At 72.8% G+C, this 21377-nt stretch carries 15 protein-coding genes and 1 pseudogene; 5 read left to right on the forward strand and 11 right to left on the reverse strand.

Annotated features, from left to right (window positions below; genetic code table 11):
* Window positions 1-104: 104 nt before the first annotated feature.
* Together ACFV1J_RS31880 and ACFV1J_RS31885 are read right to left on the reverse strand one after the other, a co-directional pair.
* Window positions 105-176 (reverse strand): annotated as a pseudogene (locus tag ACFV1J_RS31880) (hypothetical protein); the annotation flags it as partial.
* 180 nt (window positions 177-356) lie between these two features.
* Window positions 357-2492 (reverse strand): FUSC family protein, encoded by a 2136-nt coding sequence (locus ACFV1J_RS31885; RefSeq protein ID WP_385863917.1) that lies wholly within the window; start codon window positions 2490-2492, stop codon window positions 357-359.
* Between the two features lie 301 nt (window positions 2493-2793).
* On the opposite strand from ACFV1J_RS31885, the gene ACFV1J_RS31890 reads away from it, so the two are divergent.
* Entirely contained in the window at window positions 2794-3816 is a 1023-nt protein-coding gene (locus tag ACFV1J_RS31890) for an alpha/beta hydrolase (protein ID WP_385863920.1), read from the forward strand.
* 99 nt (window positions 3817-3915) lie between these two features.
* On the opposite strand, the gene ACFV1J_RS31895 is transcribed toward ACFV1J_RS31890, so the two are convergent.
* The 8 genes from ACFV1J_RS31895 to iolC all read right to left on the reverse strand — a co-directional run bounded on the left by ACFV1J_RS31895 (window position 3916) and on the right by iolC (window position 15704).
* Window positions 3916-4854, reverse strand: coding sequence for an ABC transporter permease (locus ACFV1J_RS31895; protein ID WP_385863922.1), 939 nt, complete (start codon window positions 4852-4854; stop codon window positions 3916-3918).
* A gap of 82 nt (window positions 4855-4936) precedes the next feature.
* Window positions 4937-7669 carry an alpha/beta fold hydrolase gene (locus ACFV1J_RS31900; protein WP_385863924.1) on the reverse strand — a complete coding sequence of 911 codons (2733 nt, stop codon included), beginning with the start codon at window positions 7667-7669 and terminating at the stop codon, window positions 4937-4939.
* Window positions 7670-7818: 149 nt separating this feature from the next.
* Window positions 7819-8967, reverse strand: coding sequence for a hypothetical protein (locus ACFV1J_RS31905; protein ID WP_385863925.1), 1149 nt, complete (start codon window positions 8965-8967; stop codon window positions 7819-7821).
* 158 nt (window positions 8968-9125) lie between these two features.
* The gene (locus ACFV1J_RS31910) at window positions 9126-10619 is read right to left on the reverse strand and encodes a CoA-acylating methylmalonate-semialdehyde dehydrogenase (protein WP_385863927.1); all 1494 of its coding nucleotides are present in this window, start codon (window positions 10617-10619) and stop codon (window positions 9126-9128) included.
* A gap of 60 nt (window positions 10620-10679) precedes the next feature.
* On the reverse strand, window positions 10680-12566 hold the full coding sequence (gene iolD, locus ACFV1J_RS31915) for a 3D-(3,5/4)-trihydroxycyclohexane-1,2-dione acylhydrolase (decyclizing) (protein WP_385863929.1): 1887 nt from the start codon (window positions 12564-12566) through the stop codon (window positions 10680-10682).
* A complete protein-coding gene (gene iolB, locus ACFV1J_RS31920; protein ID WP_385863930.1) occupies window positions 12566-13579 on the reverse strand; it encodes a 5-deoxy-glucuronate isomerase in 1014 nt (337 codons plus the stop codon). Before iolB ends, iolD begins: the two co-directional genes overlap by 1 nt.
* Before the next feature lie 30 nt (window positions 13580-13609).
* Window positions 13610-14497, reverse strand: coding sequence for a deoxyribose-phosphate aldolase (locus ACFV1J_RS31925; RefSeq protein ID WP_385863932.1), 888 nt, complete (start codon window positions 14495-14497; stop codon window positions 13610-13612).
* A 211-nt stretch (window positions 14498-14708) separates the two neighbouring features.
* A complete protein-coding gene (gene iolC, locus ACFV1J_RS31930) occupies window positions 14709-15704 on the reverse strand; it encodes a 5-dehydro-2-deoxygluconokinase (protein ID WP_385863934.1) in 996 nt (331 codons plus the stop codon).
* A 380-nt stretch (window positions 15705-16084) separates the two neighbouring features.
* On the opposite strand from iolC, the gene ACFV1J_RS31935 reads away from it, so the two are divergent.
* The 4 genes from ACFV1J_RS31935 to ACFV1J_RS31950 all read left to right on the forward strand — a co-directional run bounded on the left by ACFV1J_RS31935 (window position 16085) and on the right by ACFV1J_RS31950 (window position 20014).
* Window positions 16085-17005, forward strand: coding sequence for a sugar phosphate isomerase/epimerase family protein (locus ACFV1J_RS31935; RefSeq protein WP_385863936.1), 921 nt, complete (start codon window positions 16085-16087; stop codon window positions 17003-17005).
* A 494-nt stretch (window positions 17006-17499) separates the two neighbouring features.
* Complete coding sequence (locus tag ACFV1J_RS31940; protein WP_385863938.1) at window positions 17500-18537, forward strand: Gfo/Idh/MocA family protein; 1038 nt, start codon at window positions 17500-17502, stop codon at window positions 18535-18537.
* A gap of 242 nt (window positions 18538-18779) precedes the next feature.
* Complete coding sequence (locus tag ACFV1J_RS31945) at window positions 18780-18971, forward strand: helix-turn-helix transcriptional regulator (protein WP_385863940.1); 192 nt, start codon at window positions 18780-18782, stop codon at window positions 18969-18971.
* Window positions 18972-19063: 92 nt separating this feature from the next.
* Complete coding sequence (locus tag ACFV1J_RS31950; RefSeq protein WP_385863944.1) at window positions 19064-20014, forward strand: 2-dehydropantoate 2-reductase; 951 nt, start codon at window positions 19064-19066, stop codon at window positions 20012-20014.
* A 19-nt stretch (window positions 20015-20033) separates the two neighbouring features.
* Here the strand turns inward: ACFV1J_RS31950 and ACFV1J_RS31955 are convergent, their stop codons facing one another.
* Entirely contained in the window at window positions 20034-21137 is a 1104-nt protein-coding gene (locus tag ACFV1J_RS31955; protein ID WP_385863946.1) for a LacI family DNA-binding transcriptional regulator, read from the reverse strand.
* Between the last annotated feature and the right edge of the window lie 240 nt (window positions 21138-21377).

Below are 21377 nucleotides of genomic sequence, written 5' to 3' on the forward strand. Positions count from 1 at the left end.
CAGCTCCCAGACCCGGTCCGGCGCCTCCCGGGCGTGCAGCTCGGCCATCCGCCAGTGGTTGAGGAACTTCCCGCCTCGTTCAGCACCACGCCCTTGCCGCGCGCGTACACCAGGGTGTTGGCGGTGCCGAGGTCGATGCCTATGTCGTACGTACCGGACGAAGTGCTGGACGCCATGGGGAGTTGGGGTGCTCTCTCGCGACGGGGGCGGAACTGACGGGGAGGGGGACGGAACTGATGGGGACGGGGGCGGAACTGACGGGGACAGGGGCTAACGGGAGCGGGGACGGGGGCGGGCGGTGGGCCGCAGATGACTCATTGGGCACCAATGGGGTTCATTGCGGGCAATTACTAAGACTACTGGGGGCGTGGGATGGTTCCCCGCGCTCCCTCCTCGTCTGCCTCGGGATCGCCGGACAGTGCCTCGGCCAGCTCGTCGAGGGCGTCGAGGAGCAGTTCGGCGGCGCGCGGGGCGACGCCCTCGCTCCCCGTTTCGGCGTCCCACCTCTCCCATACGGTGCGCAGGGCGCTCCAGTTCAGCGGTCCGCGTTCCCGTACGGCCTGGGTGGCGCGCGCCATGCAGGGGCGTAGTTCGGCGGCGAACGCGGCGGCGCCGGCGGAGGGTTCGGCGTCCTTGGCGGGCAGATGGGCCTCCAGGATCATGGTGACCCGGCCCATGGTGGCGAGCGCGGCGCCGGCCGCCTTCGCCGAGCCCGGCGACAGCCCGCGGTGGCGTACCGGTTCCTTCTCGGCGCGGTCCTCGCTCTTCTCCCAGGCTGCGCGGGCGGCCCGGGCGTCCAGCAGGGCCTCGCGGACCTGCCGTGGCCGACGGGCGGCGGGCCGGGCGCAGGCCTCCCATACGGCGAGCGCGTAGCGGCCGTTGGCCTCCAGCCAGTCGGCGAGCCGGTCGCGCAGCCGGGGCGTCTCCCAGGCGGGGAACAGCGCGTAGGAGAGCATCGCCAGCAGTCCGCCGAGGAGGGTGAGCACGACGCGTTCCTGGACGGTCTGTTCCCAGCCGGCGCCGGCGATGCCGAGCAGGAAGACCACATAGGCGGCCACGCAGGCCGAGGTCACCGAGAAGCCGGTGCGCATCAGCAGGTACATCAGCCAGACGCAGACCACGGCGAGTGCGGCGCTGACATACGCGCCGGGGTGCACCAGGGCCATCACGGTGCCCCCGACGGCGACGCCGACGAGGGTGCCGCAGAAACGGGCCACGCCCCGGGAGTAGGTCTGCGCGAAGTCCGGGCGCATCACCATCACGGAGGCCAGCGGCGCCCAGTAGCCGTGGCCGAACGGCAGCGCGGCACCCAGCACATAGCCGACGGCGGCGACCACGGCCACCCGCAGGGCGTGCCGGAAGATGTGCGAGGACCAGCGGGCCTCGCGGCGCAGGGAGCGCAGCGCGACCGGTACGAGCTTGGGCACACTGGGGCGCAGCAGGTGGCTGCCTCGTTCCCGGCCGCCCTGCCCTCGTTCCGCCCCGGTGGTGGGGCGGGTGGCCCGGACCGGCTCGTCGGTGAGCTCGACGGCGTCGGCGAGCAGGGAGATCAGGCGGTAGGCGGAGCGCCGGGCGGGGCCGTGCAGCATCGGGCCGGTCGCCGGGACCTCCAGGGTGGCCATCGCCTCCGGCGGCAGCCGTACGGGCCGGGCGTGCCGTACGGCGTGGGCGACGGCGTCCAGGACGGTGGCGGCGGCGCCCAGCAGGTCGCGGGCGCGGTCGCGTTCGGGGCCCTCCAGGGGTGCGCCGACGACCGGGTCGGCGAGGGAGGCGAGGACCGGCCGGACGCGTTCGGCGAGGCCGCGCGGGCCGTGCAGCTGGACGGGGCGACGGCGGGCCTGACGCGGGGTCACGGTGGCGGCGAGCCGGGCGTCCATCAGGGGCGCCGGGTCGAAGGGCGCGACGGGGTCGTGCCGCAGCCGGCGGGCGTAGTCGGCCTCGGCGGCCAGCGCGTCGGCGAGCGCATCGCGCTGGGTGCCCCAGGGGCGGACCGGGAAGAGGACGATCAGGGCGGCCTGGACGAGCCCGCCGAAGAAGATCAGGGCGGCGTGTTGCAGGGCGCCGAGGACGGAGGTCGGCAGGGTGACGGTGACCAGCATCATCGCCACGGTCTGGGTGCCGGCCAGCCCGGAGACCGGGCCGATCGCCCAGGCCATCCCGGCCAGCAGGGTCCAGCCGGCGAGCAGCGCGACGAACGCGGCGACATGGGCGGCGGCCAGGTAGCCGAGGAAGGTGGAGACCGCCAGTGCGCCGGCGACGACGAGCGCGAGCACCGGGCGCGGTCGCATGCTGCGCTGGAAGGTGACGATGCCGGAGGCGAACGCGCCGAAGGCGGAGGACACCGCGAGGGCGGGGTTGCCGCGCCACAGGCACAGGCCGAGGACGAGGGCGACACCGGCCGTGCCGCGGACCGCGATCAGTGGGGTGAGCTTGGTCCGCTCGATGGTCAGCCCGGAGCGGGCGGCGTCCTTCAGGGCACGCGACCAGGTCATAACGCGAGGATACGGGGCAGAGCGGGGCGTACCGGGGCGGCGGGCGGACCGGCGCCCCGCCACGACCCGGCGGGCCCGCCCCCGCGCGCAGGCCCGCCCCGAGCGCCCCGCCCGCCGGGAAAATCCTGGTAAACCGCCCTTCCGTCGCGCGTAAAACGCCCCAGGTCAGGAAGGGGAAGGTCGGATTCCGGGCGGGGGTGCGAGCAAACCGACACTCCTCGGGGGAAACCCGGGCGCGCCCCCGCGCCCTCTTGCTGGCCGGCCGGGACGCATCCCGGCAGGTTCGGCAAGGAGAAGGCCCGTGCGCAAAGCCCTGTTCCACCCGGTGATCGCGTTGATCACCCTGACCGTTCTCGTCACCACGGCCGGCTGCGGCACGGGTCCCTCCCCGCACTCCCCCGTCCGCTTCGGCGGCGGCCCCAAGACGGGCGCCGCGCTGCACACCACGCCGCACGGGAAGCACTCCCTGGTGCAGTGGCCCACCAAGCCGATCACCTTCCAGGAGGAGAGCCGGGTCGGCGGCGCCGGCGGCAACACCCCGATCGGCGTGACCACCCTGCACGGCCCGAAGTCCGGCTTCACCGGCAAGGTGTGGGTGTGGGCGCCGCCGGAGTACTACGAGAAGCGCAACGCCGACAAGGGCTTCCCGGTGATGGAGGCGCTGCCCGGCTCGTACGGCTACCCCGTCAACTACTGGATCGGCTCCGACCTCAAGCTGGAGGAGAACCTCGCCCGCTGGTCGAAGAACGGCACCAGCCTGCCCTTCATCGTCGTCATGCCGGTCCTCAACCCCAACGACAAGCAGTACTACGACGGCAGCGACATACCCGGCCAGCCGAAGATCGGCACCTGGCTCAGCCAGGACGTGCCCGACCTCGTACGGCAGAACTTCCGCACCCTCAAGACCCGTGACGCCTGGGCCATCATGGGCTCCTCCTCGGGCGGCTTCGCGGCCCTGAAGAACGTCCTGCAGAACCCGGGCACCTTCAAGGTGGCCATCCCCAACGGGCCCGACATCGTGCCCGATTCCCCGCTGTGGAACGGCCACGCCGCACAGGAACGGGAGAACAACCCCGAGGTGCTGGCCCGCCGCCTGACGGCGCGCGGCGGACCGGAGGTCTACCTGGCCTTCCAGGACGGCTCGAAGGAGTACACCGTGCTGCCGAAGGTCCGCAGGTTCATCGCCCGGTACGGGCACGGCCCGGTGCACACCCGGCTCCAGATAGTGCCGGGCGGCACGCACAGCGCCGCCACCTACGTGCGGGGCCTGGGCGAGGGCACCATGCGCTGGGTCAGCGCACACATGCAGCGGCCGACCGCCTGATCACGGCGGCCGGCCCGGGGACGCCGGCTGCGGGCCCCCTGCCCGCGGCCGGCGCCCTGCAGCACGACCGGGTCCGGGTCCAGGCCCGACGTCACGCCGTCACGACACCACGTCCTTGCGTGCGAACCCCCGGAACGCCAGCGCCACCAGCACCAGCGCATACGCCACCGACACCGACGCGCCCTGCACCATCCCGGACCACTCCACCGTCGGCTGGAGGGCGTCCGCCCAGGCGTACTGCCAGTGGGCGGGCAGCACGTCCCGCCAGCCGCCGAGGGCGGTGACCTGGTCCAGGACGTTGCCGACGATGGTCAGCCCGACCGCGCCGCCGACCGCGCCCAGCGGCGCGTCGGTGACCGTCGACAGCCAGAACGCCAGCGCCGCGGTGACCAGCTGGCTGACGAAGACATAGCCGACCACGACCGCCAGCCGCCCCGCCGCGTCACCCGCGGACAGCGCCCCTCCGGTGGGCAGTTGCAGCGGCCCCCAGCCGTACGCGGCGGTGCCCACGCCCAGCGCGACCAGCGGCAGCAGCACCATCGCGGCGGCGCTGAACACCAGCGCCACGGTCAGCTTGGCCAGGAGCAGCCGGGCCCGCGGCACCGGCGCGGCCAGCAGATAGCGCAGCGACGACCAGCTCGCCTCCGACGCGATCGTGTCACCGCAGAACAGCGCCACCGGCACCACCAGCAGGAAGCCCGCGGACACGAACAGCACGGTCGCGGCGAAGTTCCCGCCGGAGGCGGTGGCCGCGGCCATCAGCGAGACCCGGCCGCCGCCGCTGCGGGTGGACGGGTCACCGCCGATCGCGAACGCCGCCACCAGCACGAACGGCAGCAGCACCAGCACCGCGGCCACCACCAGGGTGCGGCGGCGCAGCAGCTGCCGACGGGCCTCCACACGCAACGGCAGGGTGCCGCGCGGCCGGTAGCCGGGCGCCCGCCCGTCCCCCGGCACCGGTCCCGGCCCGGCCACCGCCGCGGCCCCGCCCCCGGTCGCGGTCGCGGTCGCGGCGCGACCCCTGGCATCAGCGGTCATCGGGTCCCCCTCCGGTCAGCGGTCATCAGGTGCCCCCTTCCCCTCCGGTCAGCGGTCATCGCGCGTCCCCTCCGGACAGCGGTCATCGGGCGTCGCCTCCGATCAGGGTGAGGAAGGCGTCCTCCAGCCGGTGGTGCGGGCCCACGCGGTCCACCGGGACGTCCAGCCGGACGAGTTCGGCCACCAGCCGCGGCGTACCGGCGGAGTCCGCCAGCCGCACCAGCAGCCCGCCGTCGGCCCGGACCGCGGACGTCACCCCCGGCAGCGCGGCCACCTTCTCCACCACGGCGTCGGTGACCTCCCCGGCGACCCCGACCAGCAGGGTGTCGCCGGAGCCGGTGATCTCGGCGACCGGCCCGGCCCGCACCAGCCGCCCGCGGTCCATGACGACCAGATGCGTACAGCTCTGCTCGACCTCGGACAGCAGATGGCTGGAGACGATGACGGTCCGGCCGGCCTCGGCGTAACGGACCATCACCTCCCGCATCTCACGGATCTGCGGCGGGTCCAGCCCGTTGGTCGGCTCGTCGAGGATCAGCAGATCGGGCAGCCCCAGCATCGCCTGGGCGATCGCCAGCCGCTGCCGCATGCCCTGCGAGTACGTGCGGACCGCACGCTGCAGGGCCTCCCCCAGGCCGGCGATCGCCAGCGCCTCGTCCAGGTGCGCGTCCCCGGCGGGCCGGCCGGTCGCCTGCCAGTACAGCTCCAGGTTCGCCCGGCCGGACAGATGCGGCAGGAACCCGGCGCCCTCGACGAACGCGCCGACCCGCGACAGCACCGGCGCACCCGGCCGCACCGCCTGCCCGAAGATCCGCACCTCGCCCTCGTCCGGCGCGATCAGGCCCATCAGCATCCGCAGCGTCGTCGTCTTCCCGGCACCGTTCGGCCCCAGCAGCCCCAGCACCTGCCCCCGCTCCACCCGGAACGACAACTCCCGTACCGCGTACCGGTCCTCGGAGCCCGCGTACCGCTTGCTCAGCCCGCGGATCTCCAGCGGCACCGCGGCGAGCGCCGGGTCGGGCGGCGGCGCCGCGGTCCGGCGGCGGGCGGTGAAGAGCAGCAGCCCGGCCAGCACGGCGGCCGCGGCCGGCAGCGCCCAGGTCCAGGCCGGCAGCGGGGCGGCCGCGCTGCGCACCTGCGGCACGGTCGGCACGTCCAGCACCCCGCCGCCCGCCAGCGAGACGGTGTACGCGGTGGGTTCGGCCGGTGAGGCGTAGCCGAGGTCGGTGGCCGCCAGGACCAGCCGCATCCGGTGCCCGGCCGCGAACTCGTGGTCCACGGTGGGCAGTTGGAGCCGCACCGTGCGGCCGGCGCGGGCGTCCGCGACGCGGTAGGGGGCGACGAGCTGCGCGGGCAGTACCTGGCGGCGGCCGTCCGGGGCGACGTCGTAGAGCTTGGCGAAGAGCACCGCGTCCCGGGAGCCGGACCGGACGCGCACGGTCACCTCGGGGCGGCCGGTCAGCCGGACGGCCGAAGACAGCGGCGCCGACTCGAACCGGGCGTACTGTCCGGGGAAGTCCAGCGACAGCCCGCCGGAACCGAGCGAGGACAGATCACCGAGCGCCCCCACCCCGGGTACCGCGGAGATCGCCGGCGGCCCGGAGCCGGCCGGGTTGCGGAAGGTCTGGGTCCGGCCGGTGAGCCGGATCCGCCGCGGGTCGTGCGCCAGCCCGGCGTACCGGTCCGCGCTCGCCCCGCGCAGCCGCACCGCGCCGTCGGTGGAGTCCACTCCCCCGGTCCGGCTGATCCGGAACCCGGGCCCGGTGTCCGCGCCCTTGTCGCCCTTCAGATAGCGGTCGAACCACGCCGCCGTACGGCCCGTCAGCCGGGCGGTCTCCCGGTCGCCGCCGTCGTGCCCGCCGGCGATCCAGTCGACCGCGACCGGCGCCCCGTTGCGGCGGATCGCCCGCTGCATCGCATCGGCCTGGTCCAGGGTGAACAGCGAATCGGTCCGGCCCTGCATGATCAGCGTCGGGACCTTGATGCGGTCCCCGACGGCGGACGGACTACGGGCCGCCAGCAGCCGCCGCGCCTCCGCGTCCGGCGTGCCCGAGACCGCGGTCCGCTCGTACATCCGGCACAGCGCCGGCTCGTACCGCCCGCAGCCGCCGGACGAGGCGGGCGGGGTGCGCGGCGCGCCGGTGGGGGCGCCGGACTGGCCGGTGGTGAAGAAGATCCCGGCCCACAGCTTCTTGAACACACCGTGCGGGAAAAGGGCGTCGGCGAGGTTCCAGTACGTGATCTGCGGGGCGATCGCGTCCACCCGCCGGTCGTACCCGGCGGCCAGCAGCGACACCGCCCCGCCGTACGAGGCGCCGGCCACCCCCACCCGGGGGTCGCCGGGCCGGTCCAGCCGCACCTCGGGCCGCCGCGCCAGCCAGTCGATCAGCCGGCGCACATCGGCGACCTCCCCGTCCGGGTCGTTCAGCCCGATCTTCCCGGTGGACCTCCCGAAGCCGCGCGCCGACCAGGTCAGGACCGCGTAGCCGTCCCTGGCCAGCCGCTCCGCCTCGGGACGGACATCGGCCTTGCTGCCGCCGAAGCCGTGGCCGAGCAGCACCGCGGGCCGCCGTCCGGACGCCGGACCGGAGGTGAAGAAGGAGGTGTCGATCCGCACCTCCTTCGTGCCACCGGGGCGTGCCGGCAGGGACAGCAGCCGGTCCTCGCGGTGCACCGCGGGCGCCGCGTCCGAGGAGGCGGCCGCCCAGGTGCCGCCCCCCGCCAGTACGGCCAGCGCGCCCACGGCGGCGTAGAGCCGCCGCCCGCGCAGCGCCGCACGCGACCGGGCCCGCCGCCCGAAACCTCGCAGATCCATACCGCGATCCTAGGTACGGGGCGGTGCGGGCGGCCGGTACCCCGGGGTGAACCCGGGGGTCTCCAGGGGGAGTACGGTGTGCGCCCCCGCCTACCGCGGATGCGGTACGCGGGGGCCGGGCGGGAACCGGCGGCGGCCGGCGAACGGCGTCAGTACGGGGCGGGGCCGAAACCACCGGGCGGCTGCGGCGGGTTGCCCGGCGGCGGCAGCGGCGGTCCGCCGGCCGGCGGACCAGGGGGGACCGGAGGACCGGGCGGCACGGGCGGGCCGGGCGGCACCGGCGGCTGCCAGCCGGGCATCGGCGGCTGCGGCGGGCCGGCCGGCGGGACATGGCCCGGCACCCCGAACTGCGGGACAGGGGCCGGCGGATACCAGGCGGGGGCCACCGGCTCACCGCGTGCCATCAGTGCCAGCAGCGCCGCCGACCCCAGCAGGTCCAGCAGCAACTGCACATCGCCCAGGATGCTCAGGCCCGGCATCGTCTCGTTCAGCGTGAACAGCTCGCCGTTGCCGATCAGCCCGATCAGCGTCAGCACCGCACCCGGCAGCGACACCACCGACAGCCCGATCGCCAGTCCGCGGGCCGCACCGCCCCGCAGCAGGCTGTTCAGCCCGGCCACCGCGGTCAGCACCAGGAACACCAGCCCCGACCAGCCCGGCGCCAGGCTCAGCAGCGACGGCAGCGCACCCCGCCCGAGATAGAGCATCTCGAAGGACCCCGTGCCGCCCTGCACCAGCATGTAGACGTGCCAGATCACCAGGCACAGCGCCATCACACCGAGCAGCAGCCCGGCCACCGTGCCGGCCACCCCGGCCGGCCGCAGCGGCGGCTCACTGGGCTTCGGACCCGGCCACGCCCGCATCCCGGCGAGCAGCACCACACCGGCGACGATGGTCAGCAGGAACAGCAGACCGCTGCTGATGAACACCCCGTCGAACGTCGAGGTGCCGGTCTCCGCGTGCTGGAACCATTTGTCGTCGCTGGTGTGGTTGCCGACACTGACGATCGCCTGCAGCGTGGTGGCGAAGGTCAGCGTCGTCGCCACCGCCAGCAGCCCACCGGCCACCCGCTGCCCCGCGAACGCCGTGAACACCGCCGCCAACTGCACCAGCGCCAGCCCCACATGGAACGGCCCGGTGACCTGATTGAGACCGGCCGGACGCTGCAGGGTCCAAAACCCCCACACCCCGTCGGGGCCGAACTCGCCCACATCGACGGCCAGCCAGTACGCCGTGAACAAGAAGAAGAGCAGGCAGAACGCCCCGCCGGTGATGCGGGCGCCCTTGGTGAGCGCCATGGATGACTGCATTCGTCCCCCGTTGTTCCCGGTGCCCCGCCAACCGGGCGCGCCGCTCGTCCCATCGGTGTGCGAGGGAGCACGTTAGCAAGCGCCCGAACGTCACCGACCCCCCACCGGCCCACTCGCCGGCAGGGGGTCGGATCACCCGGTCCTCGTCAGTGGTTGCTGGGGAAGCCCAGGTTGATGCCACCGTCGGACGGGTCGGGCCAGCGGGTCGTGACGACCTTGCCGCGGGTGTAGAAGTGCACACCGTCGTTGCCGTAGATGTGGTGGTCGCCGAAGAGCGAGTCCTTCCAGCCACCGAACGAGTGGTAGCCCACCGGCACCGGGATCGGCACGTTCACACCGACCATGCCGGCCTCCACCTCCAGCTGGAAGCGGCGGGCCGCGCCACCGTCCCGCGTGAAGATCGCGGTGCCGTTGCCCCACGGCGAGTTGTTCATCAGCGCGATCGCCTCGTCGTACGTCTCCACCCGCACGACCGACAGCACCGGGCCGAAGATCTCGTCACGGTAGGCGTCCATCTCCGGCGTGACGTGGTCCAGCAGCGAGACGCCGATCCAGTGGCCGTCCTCGTAGCCCTCGACGGTGTGGCCCGTGCCGTCGATGACCACGTCCGCGCCCTGCGCCGCGGCACCGGTGACGTACGAGGCGACCTTGTCGCGGTGCGCCTTGGTGATCAGCGGGCCCATCTCGGACGCCGGGTCGTCGCCCGGGCCGATCCGCAGCCGGTCGGCGCGCTCCTTGATCTTGCCGATCAGCGGGTCCGCGGTGTCCCCCACCGCCACGACCACGGAGATCGCCATGCAGCGCTCACCGGCCGAACCGTACGCCGCGTTGATCGCCGAGTCCGCCGCCAGGTCCAGATCCGCGTCCGGCAGCACCAGCATGTGGTTCTTCGCGCCGCCCAGCGCCTGCACCCGCTTGCCGTTCGCCGTACCGGTGGTGTGGATGTACCGGGCGATCGGCGTGGAACCGACGAACGACACCGCGGCGATGTCCGGGTGCGCAAGCAGGGCGTCCACCGCCACCTTGTCGCCGTTGACGACGTTCAGCACACCGTCCGGCAGCCCCGCCTCGGCCGCCAGCTCCGCCAGCTTGAACGCCGCGCTCGGCACCTTCTCGCTCGGCTTCAGCACGAACGTGTTCCCACACGCGATCGCGAGCGGGAACATCCACATCGGCACCATCGCCGGGAAGTTGAACGGCGTGATGCCCGCCACCACACCCAGCGACTGACGGATCGCCGCCACATCCACCCGCGTGGACACCTGCGTCGACAGCTCGCCCTTCAGCTTCTCCGGAATACCGCAGGCCAGCTCCACGATCTCCAGACCGCGGGCGACCTCACCGAGCGCGTCCGCATGCACCTTGCCGTGCTCGGCCGTGATCAGCCGGGCCAGCTCGTCACGGTGCGCGTCGACCAGCTCCCGGTACTTGAACAGCACCGACGTGCGCTTCGCCAGGGAACTCGTGCCCCACGTCGCGAACGCCTCCTTCGCGGCACGCACCGCCGCGTCCACCTCACCGGCCGAGGCGAAGGCGACCTGCTTCTCCTGGGCGCCGGTGGCCGGGTTGTAGACCGGACCGAAGTTGCCGGAGACGCCCTCGACGGGCTTACCGCCGATCCAGTGGCTGATGGTCTTCATGCGAGGGGCCTTTCTGGGTGACGACTTCGCTGTGACGACTGTGACGATGACGAACGTGGGTCAGAGGTGACGGCGGCGCCCGGCGGCCTGCCGGTCGTACGCCGCACGCGCGGCGACCGCCGCCGGACGCGTCGCGGTCTCGGCAACAGGAACATCCCACCAGGCCTGCGCCTCCGGCGCGCCCGGCACAGTGTCAGCCGTTTCGGTCTCGACATAGACACATGTGGGCCGGTTCGCGCCACGCGCCTCGGCCAGCGCCGCCCGCAGCTCACCGACCGTCGCGGCCCGGATCACCCGCATCCCGAGCGAGGCGGCATTGGCGGCCAGATCCACCGGCAGCGGCGCCCCCGTGTACGTACCGTCCCCGGCCCGGAAGCGGTACGCCGTCCCGAACCGCTCACCGCCGGTCGCCTCCGACAGACCGCCGATCGACGCATACCCGTGGTTCTGGATCAGCACCATCGTGAAATTGATGCCCTCCTGCACCGCGGTGACGATCTCGGTCGGATTCATCAGATACGTACCGTCGCCGACCAGCGCCCACACCGGCCGGTCCGGCGCGGCCAGCCGCACCCCGATCGCCGCCGGGATCTCGTACCCCATGCAGGAGTACCCGTATTCCAGGTGGTACTGCCGGCGGGACCGGGCCCGCCACAGCTTGTGCAGATCACCGGGCAGCGACCCGGCCGCGTTGATCACGATGTCCGTGTCGTCCACCAGCGCGTCCAGCGCCCCCAGGACCTGGGTCTGGGACGGCCGCGCCGACGCGTCCGCGGCACCGTACGCCGCGTCCACCCGGCGCTCCCACTCCTCCTTCGCCGCCCCGTACGCCGCCTCGTACTCCTTCTCCACCCGGTGCCCGGCCAGCGCGCCCGTCAGCGCCTCAAGGCCCGCCCGGGCATCGGCGACCAGCGACAACGCACCCAGCTTGTGCGCGTCGAACGCGGCGATGTTCAGGTTGACGAACCGCACCCCCGGCTCCGCGAACAGCGTCGCCGACGCGGTGGTGAAGTCCGTGTAGCGAGTACCCACACCGATCACCAGATCCGCCTCACGGGCCAGCGCATCCGCCGTCGCCGTACCGGTGTGCCCGATCCCGCCCACATCACACGGGTGGTCATGGCGCAACGACCCCTTCCCCGCCTGGGTGGACGCCACCGGGATCCCTGTCGCGTCGGCGAACGCCCGCAGCGCCTCCTCCGCCTCCGAGTGGTGCACCCCGCCACCCGCGATCACCAACGGCCGGCGGGCACCGCGGACGGACCGCACCGCCTCCGCCAGCGCGGCCGCGTCCGGGGCCGGCCGGGGCACCCGCCACACCCGGTCGGCGAAGAACTCCTCCGGCCAGTCGTACGCCTCCGCCTGCACGTCCTGCGGCAGCGCCAGCGTGACCGCCCCGGTGTCCACCGGATCGGCCAGCACCCGCATCGCCTGCATCGCCGCCGGAATCAGCGCCTCCGGCCGGGTCACCCGGTCGAAATACCGCGACACCGGCCGCAGCACGTCATTGACCGACACATCACCGGCGTACGGCACCTCCAGCTGCTGCAGCACCGGCTCCGCGGGCCGGGTGGCGAAGGTGTCCCCCGGCAGCAGCAGCACCGGCAGCCGGTTGACGGTGGCCAGCGCCGCGCCCGTGACCAGGTTCGTCGCCCCCGGACCGATGGACGTGGTGACGGCCTGCGCGGACAGCCGGTCGCACTGCCGGGCGTAACCGACCGCGGCATGCACCATCGCCTGCTCGTTACGGCCCTGCAGATACGGCAGCGCCGTACCGGACTCCAGCAGCGCCTGGCCGACACCGGCGACATTGCCGTGGCCGAAGATGCCCCAGCAGGCACCGATCAGCCGCTGCCGCCGGCCGTCCCGCTCGGTGTACTGGTGGGCGAGGAACTCGACCAGGGCCTGCGCGACGGTGAGGCGGCGGGTCGTCGGGGCGGCGTTCATCAGACGTCTCCTACAGGCGCGTCGTACAGCGGAAGGCGGGGGTCGACCGGCTGGTCCGGCCAGGTGTCACGGATCCAGCCGTGCTCGGGGTGGTCACAGATCAGCCACTCCCGCTCCTCCCCCGGGCCGGCCATCACGTTCAGGTAGTACATGGCGTGGCCGGGCGTCGCGATCGACGGCCCGTGCCAGCCGTCCGGGATCAGCACCGCGTCGCCGCCCCGCACCTCGGCGAGCACGTCCGTACCGCGGCCGTGCCCGGACGGGCTGACGCGCTGGTAGCCGACGCCCTCGGTGCCGCGCGCGGACGCGATCTCGAAGTAGTAGATCTCCTCCAGCTCGGACTCCACGCCCGGGCGGCATTCGTCGTGCTTGTGCGGCGGATAGGACGACCAATTGCCGCCCGGGGTGAGCACCTCCACCGCGATCAGCCGGTCGCACTCGAAGGTGCCGGCCGCGGCGAAGTTGTTCACCTGGCGCGAGCAGTTCCCGGTGCCGCGCAGCTCCACCGGCACCTCGGAGGCGGCCCCGTAACGGGCCGGCAGCGTCAGCTCGCACCGGGCACCGGTCAGCGCGAACCGGCCGCCGGCATCGCTCGTGATCCCCACCTGCGCGTCCCGCGGCACGTACGCGAAGTCCGTGACACCGCCGAACACGCTGTCCCGGCCGAGGAGTTCGAACTCCGTACCGCCGTCCACCACGACCGTGCACCCCCCGGACAACGGCAGCACGATCCACTCGCTGTCCCCGGTGTCGAACGCATGGTGCTCCCCGGGCGCCAGCTCCAGCACCCGCAACGAGGAATACCCCCAGCCGGCCCGCTCCGGGTCGATGTCCACGGCGTACGGCCCGCGCGCGGCTTCTCCGGCTCTGAGGTGGAAACCGGCAGCAGGGGGGCGGGGCGCGGTGCGGGCTCCGGCGTCGGGGTGGGTGCCGGGCGCGGGGTGGGTGCCGGGCGCGGGGTGGGAGCTGCCCTCGGTACCGGGCGTGCCCGTCGGGGGGAATTCAGCACTCATGTCTCAAGTCTCCTGCGGGAAGGGCGGCGTTTACAGCAGGCCGACGGCGGTGTCCACGGCGGCCGCGACATCACCGTCGGCCGGATAGAGCAGCGACCGCCCGACGACCAGGCCCTGCACCGTCGGCAGCCGCAGCGCCTTGGCCCACTTCTCGTACGCCGCCTCCTGCTCCCGGACGGTCGAGCCGATGTCGCCGCCGAGCAGCACCGTCGGCAGCGTGGTGGTCTCACAGACCCGCGCCATCGCCTCCGCGTCGTCGGTGACCGGCAGCTTCAGCCAGGTGTACGCGGAGGTACCGCCGAGGCCGGAGGCGATGGCGACGGAGCGGATGACCGCCTCCGGGCTGAGGTCGTTGCGGACCCTGCCGTCTATTCGGGAGGACAGGAACGGCTCGACGAAGACCGGCAGTTCCCGCTCGGCCATCGCGTCGATGGCGCGGGCGGTGGCCTCCAGCGTGGTCAGCGACCCGGGATCGTCGTAGTCGATGCGGAGCAACAGCTTCCCGGCGTCGAACCGGAGCCGGGCCAGATCCTGCGGCCGGTGCCCGGTGAACCGGTCGTCCATCTCGAACGACGCGCCGGCGATCCCGCCGCGGTTCATCGAGCCCATCACCACCTTGCCCTCCAGCGCACCGAGCAGCAGCAGGTCCTCCAGGATGTCCGCGGTGGCCAGCACCCCGTCCACCCCCGGCCGCGACAGCGCGAGCACCAGACGTTCGAGCAGGTCCAGGCGGTTGGCCATGGCGAGCCGCCGCTCACCCACGGCGAGCGCGCCGCGGGCCGGATGGTCGGCGGCCACGATCATCAGCCGCCCGCTCTCACCGATGAGCGGCCGACGGGTACGACGGGCGGCGGCCTCCGCCACCGCTCCGGGCTGCCGCGCCCGCAACGTCGCGAGATCACTGATCCGAGGGGACAAGGGTCAACTCACCTTCTGGGGGCGGGGTGTGGGGGTGCGGGGCACAGCGGGTGGCGCGGGGGGGGTGGGGGCAGGAGGCGGGGTGGCGGAGTGGGCCGGGGAGTGGGTGGCGCAGCGGGGGCGCGGGCCGGGAGCCGGGAGCTGCGCTGCGAGCTGCGAGCTGGGAGCGGGGAGAGAGGCTGGGCCCGGCCGATGAGAATCCCCCTCGAAATCACCCGCCGGCGAGAAACGCCTCGACCTCCTCCCGCGTGGGCATCGCGGAGGAACAGGCGAGCCGGGAGGCAACGATCGCCCCGGCCGCGTTCGCGTACCGCATCATCGGCTCCAGCTCCCAGCCGGAGAGCAGACCGTGGCACAGTGCCCCGCCGAACGAGTCCCCCGCGCCGAGCCCGTTGACGACCTCGACGGGTGTGGGCGGCACCTCGGCGACCCGACCGTCCCGGTGCACGGCCAGCACCCCCTTGGGCCCCTGCTTGACGACGGCCAGCTCGACGCCCATGTCCAGCAGCGCCTGCGCGCACGCCTTGGGGTCGCGCAGCCCGGTCGCGACCTCGGCCTCGTCCACGTTCCCGACCGCTACGGTGGCGTGCCGCAGCGCGGCCTCGTAATACGGCCGGGCGGTGGCCCGTGCCGCGGCGCCGGTCGCCCCGCCGTCCCCGGAGGCGCCCCCCTCACCGCCCCAGAACATCGGCCGCCAGTCGAGGTCGAAGACGGTCGGTCCGGCCGACTCGGCGCGGGCCTCCAGCGCGGCCAGGGTGGCGCCGCGACTCGGCTCCTCACACAGCCCCGTACCGGTGACCCAGAAGATCCGCGCGCCCGCGATCGCCTCCCGGTCCAGCTCCTCGACATGAATTTCCAGGTCAGGCGCCTTCGGACGCCGATAGAAGTACAACGGGAAGTCGTCCGGCGGAAAGATCTCGCAGAAGGTCACCGGCGTCGGATAGGCCGCGACCGGCGTCACCCACCGGTCGTCCACCCCGAAGTCCCGCAACGCCTGGTGCAGGAACTCCCCGAACGGGTCCTCGCCGGTCCGGCTGATGACCGCGCTGCGCCGCCCGAGCCGGGCGGCCGCCACCGCAACGTTCGCGGCCGAACCCCCCAGGAACTTCCCGAAGGTCTCCACCCGCGCCAACGACACACCGGTCTGTAGCGGATAGATATCCACCCCGATCCGGCCCATCGTGATCAGGTCGTACGACTCGGTCATACACGCCCCTTCAGATCAGCGCGCCGCATCCGCCCGCCCTCAACAGATTTCGCCCAACGGGTTCACTCAACAGATTTCGCTCAGCGGGTTTCACTCAGCGGGACCGGGTTCTGCCGCCCCGCCCGAGGAAAGGTCTAACGGTGACCCTCAGACCCTGTCAACAGTTTGTCCTTACATTCTGACGTAAAAGCCAACCCGCCCCTGACACCATCAGCCCTCCCACCCCACGCATCACCCTCCCCCCGCCCCCTCTGCAAGTCCTTACGTCCTTATGTCAGGACGAACTCTTGACACTCCCCGGGGCGGCAGAGAGGCTGTGCCCCACAACCCCGCCCCGCGCCTTCCCGGTCACCGCCGACCGGCGAGAGGAGAGCCGCAGCATGCCCGCACGCCATGCCGCCCCGCCCGTCCTGGACCGCCTCCGCGTCGGTTCGGCCCCCGACTCGTGGGGAGTCTGGTTCCCCGACGACGACCAGCAAGTGCCCTGGCAGCGCTTCCTCGACGAGGTCGCCCAGGCCGGCTACGAGTGGATCGAACTCGGCCCGTACGGCTACCTGCCCACCGACCCCGCCGTCCTCCACGACGAGATCGCCCGCCGCGACCTCAAGGTCTCGGCCGGCACGATCTTCACCTCGCTGCACCACGGCCCGTCGGTATGGGACAAGACCTGGGCCCACGTCTCCGAGGTCGCCACCCTCACCCAGGCCATGGGCGCCCGGCACCTCGTCGTCATCCCGTCCTTCTGGCGCGACGACAAGACCGCCGAGGAACTCGAACCGCGCGAGCTGACCGTCGAGCAGTGGAAGCACCTGACGACCGGCATGGAGCGTCTGGGCAAGCGGGTACGCGACGAGTTCGGGCTCGACATCGTCGTCCACCCGCACGCCGACACCCACATCGACACCGAGGAGCACGTCGAGCGCTTCCTCCACGTCACCGACTCCGACCTGGTCAACCTGTGCCTGGACACCGGCCACTACGCCTACTGCGGCGGCGACAGCGTCAAGCTGATCCGCACCTACGGCGAACGGATCGGCTACCTGCACCTCAAGCAGGTCGACCCGGACATCCTCAGCGACGTCGTCGCCAAGGGCACGCCGTTCGGCCCGGCCGTCCAGCAGGGCGTGATGTGCGAACCGCCGCTCGGCGTACCCGCACTGCCGCCCGTCCTGGAGGCCGCGCAGGCGCTGAACGTCGACCTCTTCGCCATCGTCGAGCAGGACATGTACCCCTGCCCGCCCGACCGCCCGTTCCCCATCGCCGAGCGCACCCGCCGCTTCCTGCGCTCCTGCGGCGCCTGACCGGCCTGACCAGCCCGACCAGGGCGACCAGGGCGACCAGGGCGACGTTCGAGGAACCGAACCACCGGGGGCCTGGCCCTGCTCGGCGGGGCTCGGGGCTCGGACCGGACCCCTCGCACGGCCTCGGAGCCTGGGCCTTCCTCAGAGCCCGAGCCTTCCTCAGAGCCTGGGCCTTGGGGGCGTCGGAGATGGCCTTGCGTTCAGCCCGGGGTCTGCCCGGCATGGCTTGAGCTCGCGTGATGGGGCCGTGCGTGGCTTGGCCTTGCGCGCCTCCTTCTTTTCCGGCAACGAACACGGAGAGTAATCAGTTCCCAGGTTACCTTCACCATCTGTAATGCACCAGGGAGTCAGGGTCTTATCGCAGGCCCGGGCGCATCCGACAGGTAGGCGGGCCACCAGCAGACACCAGCAGACACCAGCAGACACCGGCAGGCACCAAGAGACTGCGGACATTGCGGGATTGACGAGGAGTTGAGGGCGGCATGGAGGAACGTATGAGTGGGCGGAGCGACGCGGGTTTCGGGGGGACGCTCGGGGTGGCGGTCGTCGGGACCGGGCGGATGGGGGCGGACCATGTGCGGCGGATCAATGAGGTGATCAGTGGGGCCCGGGTGGCGGCGGTGGCGGACATCGACGCGGCGCGGGTGAAGCATCTGGCGGACGGCATCGAGGGCTGTACCCCGTACACCGATCCGGCCGCCGCCATGGACGATCCGGCCGTCGATGCCGTGGTGATCGCCTCACCCGGCCCCGCGCACGAGGCGGCGCTGCTGGAGGCGTTCGCGCGCGATCTGCCCGTACTCTGCGAGAAGCCGCTGACGCCGGACGCCGCGTCCGCTCTGCGCGTGCTGGAGGCGGAGCAGGCGCTGGGTCACCGCCGCGTGCAGGTGGGTTTCATGCGTCGTTACGATGCGGATTACCGGAGCCTCAAGTCCCTTCTGACACAAGGGACTTACGGCCGTCCGCTGATGTTGCACAACCGGCATCGGAACGCGGATACGCCGCCCGGCTTCACCAACGCGATGATGATCAACGACTCGGTGGTGCACGAGATCGATGTGACGCGCTGGCTGCTGGACGACGAGATCACCGCCGTACGCGTCCTGCGCCCCGCCCCCACCGGGAACGCGCCCGAGGGGCTCAGCGATCCGCAGCTGGTGCTCTTCGAAACCGCGGGCGGCCAGGTCGTGGACACCGAGATCTTCGTCAACTGCGGTTTCGGCTACCAGGTCAGCTGCGAGGCGGTCTGCGAGGGCGGCACCGCCCGGATCGGTGACGACCACGGCGTCTTCAGCAACACCGCCGGCCGCTGGGGCGGCGCCATTCCGCCCGGTTTCGTGGAGCGCTTCGAGGACGCGTACGACCGGCAGGTGCAGCTCTGGGTGAACGCGACCCGGCGCGGCGAGGTCGAGGGCCCCAGTTGCTGGGACGGCTATGCCGCGGCGGCGGTCTGCGAGGCCGGAGTGCGCGCCCAGGCCACCGGTGAGCGCGTCATGGTCGAGCTGGTCGAACGGCCGGCGATGTATCGCTGACCCGTCACGCACCACCGCTGACCCGAGGCGAGGCCCGTGTCTCTCTCCCGTCACAGGCGTGCGGCCGGTGTCACGGCTGTCACAGTTGACCGGGCCTTCCGTCACAACCGTTCAACAGCCCCTCGCCGGTGGTCACCGAGTGTCGTTGTCCAGGCACAGGCTCAGTGATCACCAGGCCGTACGCGGTCCTGGCCGGCTCCCTCCGGGCCGGCCCCGTGTGCGGCGCTCAGGAGGTGGCAGAGATGACCGACCGCAGGCTCTGGTCGTACAAGGAGATCGCGGCGCACATCCAGGTGCAGCCGGACACCGTGCGCTCGTACCGCAAGCACGGGCTGCTGCCCGAACCGGATCTGGTGGAGGGCGGTAGACCGTACTGGTTCGCGGACACGGTCAGAGCGTGGGTGGCACGGCGGCCGGGTCGGGGCGGCCGGTAGGGAAGCCACCCGTAGGGGGACGATCCTCCTGGCTCGTCCCCCTGTCCCCATTGGGGCCCCGGGACGCCCGGTCGCGTGGCTACGATCGAGGTATGGCCCAGACACCCCAGGCCGCCTCCGTGCCGGACCGGGCCGCTGCCGCGCCCGCCCGGGTCGCGGTGATCGGGGCCGGTGCGATCGGCGGGTACGTCGCCGCCCTGACCCGGTGGGCGGGTCTGGACGTCACGCTGTGCGTGCGCAGCCCGTTGCGGGACCTCGCCGTCGAGAGCGGCGGCGAGGTACGGCCCGCGGCGGTGCGGATCGTCACCGATCCGGCGCGGGTGGCGCCGGTCGACTGGGTGCTGCTGACGACGAAGGCGCAGGACACCGCGAGTGCCGAGGGCTGGCTGCGGCGGCTGTGCGGCCCGGAGACGGTCGTCGCGGTGCTGCAGAACGGTATCGACCAGGAGGAGCGGGTGGTGCCGCTCGTTCCTCGGGGGACGGCGATCCTGCCGACGGTGGTCTACATCTCCGCGGAGCGCATCGCGCCCGGCCGGGTCCGGCACCACGTCGCCAGTGAACTGCACGTTCCGGAGGGCCCGTTGGCGGACCGGTTCGCCGCCCTGCTGGCCGGTACGGGGCTGCGGGTGCATCCGGTGCCGGACTTCACCACGGCCGTGTGGCGCAAGCTGTTCACGAACCTCGCGGCGAACCCCCTGACCGCGCTGCTCCAGCAGCGGATCGGCGTCTTCGCGGACCCGGAGATGGCGGCGCTCAGCCGTGATCTGCTGCGGGAGGCGGCGGTGGTGGCCCGCGCGGAGGGGGCGGACATCGGTGAGGCGGACATCGCGCGGACGCTGGAGCTGTACGCGCACGCGCCGCCGGACGGTGGTTCGTCGATGCTGTACGACCGGCTCGCGGGCCGTCCGCTGGAGCACGAGTACCTCACCGGCGCGGTGGTGCGGGCGGCCGAACGGCACGGCATCGCGACGCCGTTGAACCGGATGCTGCTGGTGCTGCTGCGGGCGGTGGACCGCGAGCTGCGGGCCGGGCGGCAGGGGTAGCGCCGACGGCAGCCGGCCGTCAGGCAGCGGGGGGTGGGGCCGTCGATCCCCTGATCTCGAGTTCCGGGGCGACGAGTTGGTGGTCGGCGGGTGGGTTCGTGCCGGTCGGTGGGTTCTTACCGGTCGGCGCGTCGTTGCCGGCCATGCGGTTCAGGAGGCAGCGGGCGGCCCGTCGGCCGACCTCGTGGCTGGCGTTGTTGACCGAGGTCAGCCAGAGGTGGCGGATACGGGCGAGGTAGGTGTTGTCGTAGCCGACGAGGGAGAGGTCGACGGGCACGGTCAGCCCGAGTTCCTGGGCCGCGGAGAGCGCGCCGACGCCGGAGATGTCGTTGAAAGCGAAGACGGCGGTGGGGCGTTCGGTGCGGCGCGCGGGGTTGAGGAGGCGTACGGCGGCGCGGTAGCCGCCCTCCTCCGTGCCGTCGGCGCTCTCCACCACGGCGGCGGTGTGGAGGCCGTGGGCGCGTACGGCGGCCTCGAATCCGCGGCGGCGCAGGGTGCCGACCACGCCGCGGCCGGCGATGTGGGCGATCCGGCGGTGGCCGAGGGAGATCAGGTGCTCGGTGGCGAGCCGGGCGCCGCGTTCGTCGTCGTTGGCGACGATGTCGACGTGCGGGAGCCGGGGTTCGTGGTTGCCCGCGATGACGGTGGGCAGCCGCTCGGCGACCTCGGCGAGGCCGCCGGTGTCCGGGAGGGTGCCGACGACGACGAGGCCGTCGACCCGGAGTTCCTGGAAGGTGCGGGCGACGTCCTGGCCGGCGCGGCGGTCGAGCCGGCCGTCGGCCATCAGCATGCGCAGGCCGTGGTCGTGGAGGACCGAGTTCAGGCCGTCGAGGAGGTCGACGAACCAGGGGTTGCGCAGGTCGTTCAGGAGCACGCCGACGGTGTGGGTGCGGCGGGCGACGAGGCTGCGGGCGGCGGCGTTGGGCCGGTAGCCCAGCTCGTCGATGGCGTCCAGGACGGCCCGTCGTTTGGCGTCGCTGACCCGTGGTGAGCCCTGCAGGACGAGCGAGACCAGCGATTTGGAGACGCCGGCGCGTTCGGCGACCCCGCGGATCGTCGGGGGCCGGCCGGCGGCTGCCCGTGCGACGCCGTCGCGCTTGTTGGACCGTTCCAACCGTTCCATGGACGGGGATCCTGCCATCGCCGCAGGTAACCGTCAACGGCCGAGCGGTCCCCGACCCGCCGGTCTTCGTAGGGGCCGCCATGTTCTGCCCTCCTGCCTGCGCAAAGGGTTGACATGCGGACATCCGGCCCTGCAGGGTGCGCGGAACGGCCTCCGTTGGAACGTTCCAATATACGTACGACGACCCGACGGCGACGACGTCCCGACGGCGGCCGTCACCGCCACCTCCTGGAAGGACCG

It is taken from the genome of Streptomyces sp. NPDC059649 (assembly GCF_042734445.1).
In the GTDB taxonomy this organism is placed as follows: domain Bacteria; phylum Actinomycetota; class Actinomycetes; order Streptomycetales; family Streptomycetaceae; genus Streptomyces.